Origin of the sequence: uncultured Abyssibacter sp., from assembly GCF_964000955.1 — a bacterium.
In the GTDB taxonomy this organism is placed as follows: Bacteria; Pseudomonadota; Gammaproteobacteria; order Nevskiales; family OUC007; genus Abyssibacter.
Genome location: NZ_CAXFCL010000030.1, coordinates 1 through 7,480, shown reverse-complemented (window position 1 = coordinate 7,480; position 7,480 = coordinate 1). Strand labels below are relative to the sequence as shown.

At 67.2% G+C, this 7,480-nt stretch carries 4 protein-coding genes; 1 reads left to right on the top strand and 3 read right to left on the bottom strand.

Going from position 1 to position 7,480, the window contains the following annotated elements:
* The first annotated feature begins 143 nt into the window (after window positions 1-143).
* Window positions 144-4,034, top strand: coding sequence for an ATP-dependent RNA helicase HrpA (gene hrpA, locus ABNS06_RS01240; RefSeq protein ID WP_348672138.1), 3,891 nt, complete (start codon window positions 144-146; stop codon window positions 4,032-4,034).
* A 12-nt stretch (window positions 4,035-4,046) separates the two neighbouring features.
* Here the strand turns inward: hrpA and ABNS06_RS01235 are convergent, their stop codons facing one another.
* From ABNS06_RS01235 to ABNS06_RS01225, 3 genes are all read right to left on the bottom strand, one after another.
* Complete coding sequence (locus tag ABNS06_RS01235) at window positions 4,047-4,448, bottom strand: group 1 truncated hemoglobin (RefSeq protein ID WP_348672136.1); 402 nt, start codon at window positions 4,446-4,448, stop codon at window positions 4,047-4,049.
* A 177-nt stretch (window positions 4,449-4,625) separates the two neighbouring features.
* Window positions 4,626-5,033, bottom strand: a complete 408-nt coding sequence (locus tag ABNS06_RS01230) for a thioredoxin domain-containing protein (protein ID WP_348672134.1) — start codon at window positions 5,031-5,033, stop codon at window positions 4,626-4,628.
* 83 nt (window positions 5,034-5,116) lie between these two features.
* Window positions 5,117-7,261, bottom strand: a complete 2,145-nt coding sequence (locus ABNS06_RS01225) for a hypothetical protein (RefSeq protein ID WP_348672133.1) — start codon at window positions 7,259-7,261, stop codon at window positions 5,117-5,119.
* Between the last annotated feature and the right edge of the window lie 219 nt (window positions 7,262-7,480).

The following is a 7,480-nucleotide window of genomic DNA, read 5'->3' as shown; positions in this document are numbered from 1 at the left end:
TCCCGGGCGCCCTTTCTTTTCGCCGGTTTTCTTTGGGCGTACAAAGAAAATCGGCTCGCCCGGCAGGGCGAAACCTGCTGAGGCCAGAACCACCCCAAGTAAACTCCACACCCGAACACGAACGACGCCACCCCGTCCCCCTCATGCCCGACACCCCCGCCATCGATTGGTCCCAGGTCGAATCCCGCCAGCGCCACCGCTTCAGACGCGATCTGAAACGCGCGAAACAGGCGGCGGATCGGGACGAGCTGATCGCGCGAATCCAGGCCTCCGCCCAGCGGGTCGCGGCGCGCCGATCCGCGCAGCCGGTGGTGCAACTCGCCCCCGACCTGCCCGTCACCCAGCGCGCCGACGACATCCGCGCGGCGATTCGTGACCACCAGGTCATCGTTGTCACCGGCGACACCGGGTCGGGCAAGACGACGCAGTTGCCGAAGATATTGCTGGACATGGGCTACGGCGCAGCCGGGCTGATCGGCCACACGCAGCCGCGGCGACTGGCGGCGCGCAGCGTGGCGCAGCGGATTGCCGAGGAGCTGGGGCAAACGCCCGGCGGGCTGGTCGGCTTCCAGACGCGGTTCGACGATGCGATTTCGGACGACAGCCAGATCAAGCTGATGACGGACGGCATTCTGCTTGCCGAAACACGGCGCGACCGCTTTCTCAATCGCTACGAGGCGATCATCGTCGACGAGGCGCATGAACGCAGCCTCAACATCGACTTTCTGCTGGGCTATCTCAAGCGCATCCTGCCCAAGCGGCCTGATCTCAAGCTGGTGATCACCTCCGCCACCATCGATCCGGAGCGGCTCAGCGCGTTCTTCGACGACGCGCCCATCGTCGCCGTCGAGGGCCGCACCTACCCGGTGGAACTGCGCTACGCCCCGCCGGAGGACAGCGACGATCTGCCCGAGGCGATCTGGCGATCGGTGCAAACCCTGTGGCGCGAGGCCGCCGGTGACGTGCTGGTGTTTCTGCCCGGGGAGCGGGACATCCGCGACACCGACCAGCATCTGAGCCGCGCGCTGGCGCATTCCCGCTTTTCCGGTGCGGAGGTGCTGCCGCTTTACTCCCGGCTGACGCGCAGCGCCCAGGACGCGATCTTCAAGCCCAGCCGCGGCCGGCGCATCGTGCTGGCGACCAACGTCGCCGAAACCTCGCTGACCGTGCCCGGCATCCGCTACGTGATCGACAGCGGGCTCGCGCGCATCTCCCGCTATTCCACCGCTGCGCGGGTGCAGCGTCTGCCGATCGAACCCGTGTCGCAGGCAAGCTGCAAACAGCGCATGGGCCGCTGTGGCCGCGTCTCGGAAGGCATCTGCGTCCGCCTGTTCGACGAGGACGATTTCAACAACCGGCCCGCGTTCACCGATCCGGAAATCCGCCGCACCAATCTCGCCAGCGTGCTGCTGACCATGGCGGACTTGCAGCTCGGCGACATTGAAGCCTTCCCCTTCATTGATCCGCCGGAAGGCCGCTACATCCGCGACGGCATGCGGCTGCTCCAGATGCTGGAGGCCATGGACGAGCGCGGGCAGATCACGGCGCTGGGCCGCCAGCTCGCGCGCCTGCCCCTGGACCCGCGCATTGCCCGCGCGCTGATCGCCGGTCAGGCCGCGGCGATTGGGCCCGCGGTGCGCGTGCTCTGCGCCGGACTGACCATCCAGGACCCGCGCGAACGCCCCGCGGACAAGCGCCAGGCCGCGGACGAGGCGCAGCGCGAGTTTCTCGACAAGCAGTCGGACTTCGTCAGCCTGCTGAAGCTGTGGGATGCCTTCCAGCTGGCCAAGCGCGACGAATCCGGCAACGGCCTGCGCCGCTGGTGTCACCGGCATTTCATCCACTTCATGCGCATGCGCGAGTGGGAGGACCTGGTGCGTCAGCTCCGGCAGATCGAGCGCGATCTGAACTGGCCGGCCGCCCCGGCCAAGGGCACGCTGGCGGAGACCGATGTCCGCGCACTGCATCAGGTCGTGCTGTCCGGCTTCATCGACCAGATCGGCGTGCACGACGAACGCGGCGAGTACATCGGCGCACGCAACCGCAAGTTCCGCATCTTTCCCGGTTCCGGTGTCGCGAAGGCCTCGCCACGCTGGATCGTCGCCGGCGAGATTCTGGAGACCTCACGTCTGTACGCCCATCAGGTCGGCAAGGTCGAACCCGAATGGATCGAGGCCGCCGGTGCCCACCTGCTGACGCGTGAGCAATACGACCCGCGCTGGTCGGTCAAGTCCGGCCGTGTGGAGGCAACCGAACGTGTGCGCCTGTTCGGCCTGCCCCTGGCCGATGGCCGCAAGGTGGACTTCGGCCGCATCGATGCCGCAACCGCGCGTGAGCTGTTCATCCGCGAGGCGCTGATCCCGCACCGGCTGTCGCGCGATACGCGCCGCGATCCGGTGTTTCTCGCCCACAACCGCGAATTGGTCGAGTCCATCGCCGAACAGGAGGCCCGCTTCCGCCGCCGCGACCTGCTGGTGGACGAGGTCACCCAGTTCGCGTTCTACGACGAGCGCCTGCCCGCCGACGTCCATGATCGGGCTGGCCTGCTGCGCTGGTTGAAAACCAACGACGACGCCGCGTTGCGCTTCGACGAGGCCACGCTGCTGCGCCACGCCGGGCTGAGCCTGCCGGAGCAGGACTATCCGGAGACGCTGGCCATCGGCTCGACCCGCGTCGCGCTGCGTTACCACTTCGAACCCGGCCATCCGGAGGACGGCATCACCGCGGTGGTGCCGCTGCCGCTGCTGAACCAGATCCATCCGGCTCAGGCGGACTGGCTGGTCCCCGGGATGCTGGAGGATGCGATCACCGAGCGCCTCAAGGCGCTGCCGAAATCGATCCGGCGCAAGATCGTGCCGGTGCCCGACACCGCGCGACGGCTGCGCGAAACCCTGGATTTCGGCGAGGGCGTGCTGCCCACGGTGCTCCGGGAGGCGCTGCACCGGATGACCGGAGCGCCGTTGCCCGCGGATGTGTGGCAGGACTACGAGCCGACGCCGCATCTGCGCATGCGCTTCGAGGTCATCGGCGACGACGGCGGGGTGCTGGCCGCCGGCCGCGATCTCGATGCCCTGCGCGATCAGCTCGGCGCACAGGCTCGCGAAGCGGTGCAGACCGTGCCGGACGACGGTTTCGCCCGCAGCGGTCTGACCACCTGGGATGTCGGCGACCTGCCGGACACGGTCCGGCTGGACCACGGTGGCGTCGCCTTCAACGCCATTCCCACCCTGGTGGATCGCGGCCAGTCGGTGGACCTGGAACTGGTGGACGATGCCGACAAGGCCGCCCGCTGGCACCGCCAGGGGGTGATCCGGCTGCTGCGCCTGGCACTAAGCCAGCAGGCGCGTTTCCTCAAACGCGAGCTGGACGACCTGAAGCTGCTGGCCGCGGCGAAGCTGCCCGAACCACCGCCGGCCGCGCTCGCACCCGCCGGCCTGCACGAGCGTCTGCTGCGCGATCCCGAGCCGGTGCTGTTCGCCGATCTGCTGGAAACCGTGATTCATCAGCGCATGGAGACCACCCCGCGCACGCAGGCCGACTTCGAGGCCCTGGTCGATACCGTGCGTACCCACGCGGTGGCGGACGGCCTGGCGATCTGGACCCGCGTCGCGCCGGCGCTGCGCCGCTGGCTGGACGTGCAGAAGCGGCTGGGTCGCAATATTCCGCTGCCGTGGATGCCGGCGGTGGGCGACATCCGTGATCAGCTCGATCATCTGGTGTTCGGCGGCTGCCTGCGCTGCCTGCCCGACCCGAGACATCTGGACCGCTACCTGAAAGCGGTCGAGATGCGCCTGGACAAGCTGGCGCAGGAAGACATCACCCGCGACAAGGAACGCGCGCGACCGGTGCAGCGCTACTGGAACCGCTACAAGGATCTGGCGGCCCGCGCCGCGCGACGCGGCGAGCCGCCGGAGGCACTGATCAACCTGCGCTGGATGATCGAGGAGTTCCGGGTACAGGTCTTCGCGCAGCCGCTGGGCACATCGATGAAGGTCTCGGAAAAGCGCCTGGACGCCGCGATCGCGGCGCTCTGAGCCGCGCCGGGATCAGCCGTAACCCGCGGCGGAGCCCAGCACGTCATCCGCGTACAGATTGATCCGCGTGATGATGTCGTAGCGCTCGTCATCACTCAGCTCGAAGCCCTTGAGCGTATCCATCAGATGGTCGACAAAGCGCTGCAAATGCGTGCGTTCCAGATGCAGATGCTGGTGCGCGTGAATCAGCGGCCGGCCCGAATACTGAACCGGCCCGCCCAGCGCCGCGCTGAACAGCTCGACCTGCATGCGCCGGATCCGCTCCATCGATGCACCGTCGAAGAACGGGCCGAGTTCCGGATCGGACAGGATGGCGTGGTAGAAATGCTGGATCAGGGTGCCGATCCCGTCCATCCCACCCACGCGATCGAACAGCGTAGGCTCGGACGGCGTGCGCGGTGTCTCGTCGGTCACGGGGGCTCTCCGTTCGGGTCTGTCCCGACCGTGCCGGAAGCCGGCGGACCGCTTGTTGATCCAGATCAGTGTTGCACCCGCCGATCGTCGGATCGGTGCAATCCGACAACCTGCTCACCGACCACGCCCTTATCTGGCGCGTTTCCCGCGCCCCCGCACGTGGTTGAAAGAGGACCTCTACGACGGGGTCGAGGCGGCCAGCAAGGCGTCCAGCGCCTGACGCATCTCGGCGTCTTCCATGGTCACGCTCAGCGTTCCGCTCTCGGTGCCATCCGGTTGCAACAGCACGACCCATCCAGTGGAGCGATTCTCGGAGTAGAGCTTGGAAAAACCCCTCGCCTTCGCCAGTGCCGCACCGGCGGAACGACCTTCGTCGGTCGTGTAGTCCACGCGCAGAAACTCGATCCGGTCCCCGTAGTCCGCCTTCAACGCAGCCAGCTTGGGCTTCATCAGCTTGCAGTTCAGGCACCAGTCGGCGTGAAACAGCACGGCGGCGGGCTGTTGGTCCTGAGCCTGCGCGGGGGCGACCACGCCCGTGAGCAGAAGTCCGAGCGCCAGCAGCGCGCCAGTGAGCAGACGGTTCATGTGCATTCCCTTGCGGTTCGGTGATTAGAAGGACCGGAGCATAGCGGCGAAACGATGTCCGCCGCCGTGCGGCCGATCCCAGTTCATTGTCGCGCCGCGAGCCGCCGGCGCCGGCGGCCCCATCCGGCGACCAACAGGACACCCAGCAAGGCCCAGGGCATCGCGCCGGAGGATCCGCTCGGGGCGGCGACGTCATCATCGGTCGGATCCGGGTCGCTCGGATCGCCGGGCTCGCCACCACCAACCGCGCCCTTCTCGCAGGCGTCTCCGGTGCCGTCGGCATCCATGTCGGACTGATCGGTATTCGGAGTCACCGGACAGTTGTCGATGTCATCGGTCACGGTATCGTCGTCGCTGTCCTGCGGACTGCCATCACCCACATCGGCGGTCAGCGCGATGGTGGAGTCACAGTAGAGATAGGGGTCCGGACTGGGCGCGTTCATGAACGTCTGGCTGTCCACCGTCACGGTGTCCCAGTACAGCTTGCGGGTTGCGATCAGGCCGTTCTGGAATTCGCAGAATCCGGAGCCCTTGGTCTCGACCTCACCTTCGGCGACACCCAGCAGGGCCAGGGTCTTGGCGACCACTTCGGCCTCGTCGGCGGGTGAAATCACGCCCCAGCCGACCTGGACCCAGGCCGCCTCGTCGATGATCGGCGCGGCCATTTCACCCACGCCCAGCGTGGGGTCGTAGTCGTTGATACCGGGCACCCAGGCTGCCTCTTCCAGCGCGCGACGCAGTTCCCAGTTGGTGATGGTCACCGGCTCGCCGTCGACGATACCGGCCGCCATCAGCGGTCGACCGTTGCCGATGTAGGCACCGCCCAGGTAGCTCAGCGTGCGCCGGGCTTCCAGCAGAATCTTCGATGCCGTGCCGGCCGAACGCGGGGTCGCGAAGCTGGTGCCGCCGACCCCGTCGTCATAGCCATCCTCGCACTCGGCGCAGTAAGGGAGCGTCTGGGTGAAATCGGCGATGAAATCCGGGAAGGTGCCGGAAACAATCTGCCGGCCGTTGGAGGAATCACCGGGCTCGTTGTCCTGGGTTTCCTCGAAGCCGGCGATGCCCACACTCCACCACGGTCCACAGGTCGAGTCCTGGATCGCGGGCGACGGCGAGTTGTCGCAGGCACCGAAATGCAGCTTGCCCCAATCGTAGGTTCCGACGAAGCTGTCGGTCAGGTGATCGGTGCTCGGGATGCTGCCAATGGCGCCATAGCTGGTGGATACGAAGTCGATGGCCGGATGCGTCATCGCGAAGGTCTCGCTGGCATCGGAAATGCCCTCGACGAACACCAGCACCGCCTCCGGGTTGGCGAACAGCACCGCCGCGGACGTGCCGACACCATGCGTGTCGCTCTCGCTGTCCGGCAGGAACAGGCGGCTGCCCGCGCCAAACGACTTCGCCAGCACGTTGGTCCCGACGAACCAGACCATGTCGCAGGCCGCCGCCTGCTCCCACAGGCCACGGTCGATATCCGCCTGATAGTCGGCGGCGAAGTCGCCGGTCCGCGTCAGTTCGAGCGAGCACTCCGGTCCGATTGCGAAGTCCTGCAGCAGCGGCAAACTCACCGCGGACGGCTCGGAGCCGGCCGGATAGATCGGGCTGCCCGCGTGGTAGAACGCGTGATAGGGGTTCACGCCGGAATCAATCACGCTGACCACCACGCGCGGCACGTCGGTGAGCGGCAGGCTCGCCGGGTAGCCGGTCCCCGGGCCCGCGGCACCACCTTCGCCGCCACCGCCGGCGTTGAGGCCGATCAGCTCCACGGTCCCGGCGTAGCTGTTCAGGAACACCGTGTAAGGCAGGATCACGACCGTGTACTCGCTGGTTCCGGCGACCGCCGCGAATTCCGTCGACTCGGCCCCCGACGCGGTGGCGGACGACGCCACCTCGGTGCCGCCGGCATCATTGACGTAGAGATCGTAGTCGCCCCCGCTGTCGAACTCCGCCGTGATGGAGACGCGAATCTTCAGATCCGGGTAGGTGCTCAGCACGTCGGCCGGAAGATCCACGGTCAACGCGAATTCATCGCAATCAATCGTGCCGGTGACGCAGACGCCGGTGACGTTCGCGGCGGCATCGGTGCTGCCGGAAAACTCCAGAACGGGCGTCTCCAGCGACAACGTGCCGGACGCCGGCGTGGTCTCGAAGGCGACCGCGGGGGCCGAAAGCAGCAAGGCGGTGGCCAGGCTGAGCGTGGCCGAGAGGGAACCGAGCAATCTGATCATGGTGTGACGTCCGTCGAAACGCGGTTGGCCCCGTCCGTGGGCAAACGTGCAATCCCTGGCGTCGCGGAAATGAAGTTGGCATCGCGGGAGCAAATGCCGTACCAGATGAGACCAATCTAGGGGATTTTCAGCCCGCGCCGCCCGCTCGCGCCGACCAGTGGAGCCCGCGCATGGGCTGCCGGTGCCTGTCGGGCATCACGCGTCGTTCAGAAAAACGCC

What these genes read in the sequence shown, in the direction of transcription:
- hrpA (WP_348672138.1), top strand. Translation starts at nt 144, where the DNA reads ATGCCCGACACCCCCGCCATCGATTGGTCCCAGGTCGAATCCCGCCAG.
- ABNS06_RS01225 (WP_348672133.1), bottom strand. Translation starts at nt 7,261, where the DNA reads ATGATCAGATTGCTCGGTTCCCTCTCGGCCACGCTCAGCCTGGCCACC.
- ABNS06_RS01230 (WP_348672134.1), bottom strand. Translation starts at nt 5,033, where the DNA reads ATGAACCGTCTGCTCACTGGCGCGCTGCTGGCGCTCGGACTTCTGCTC.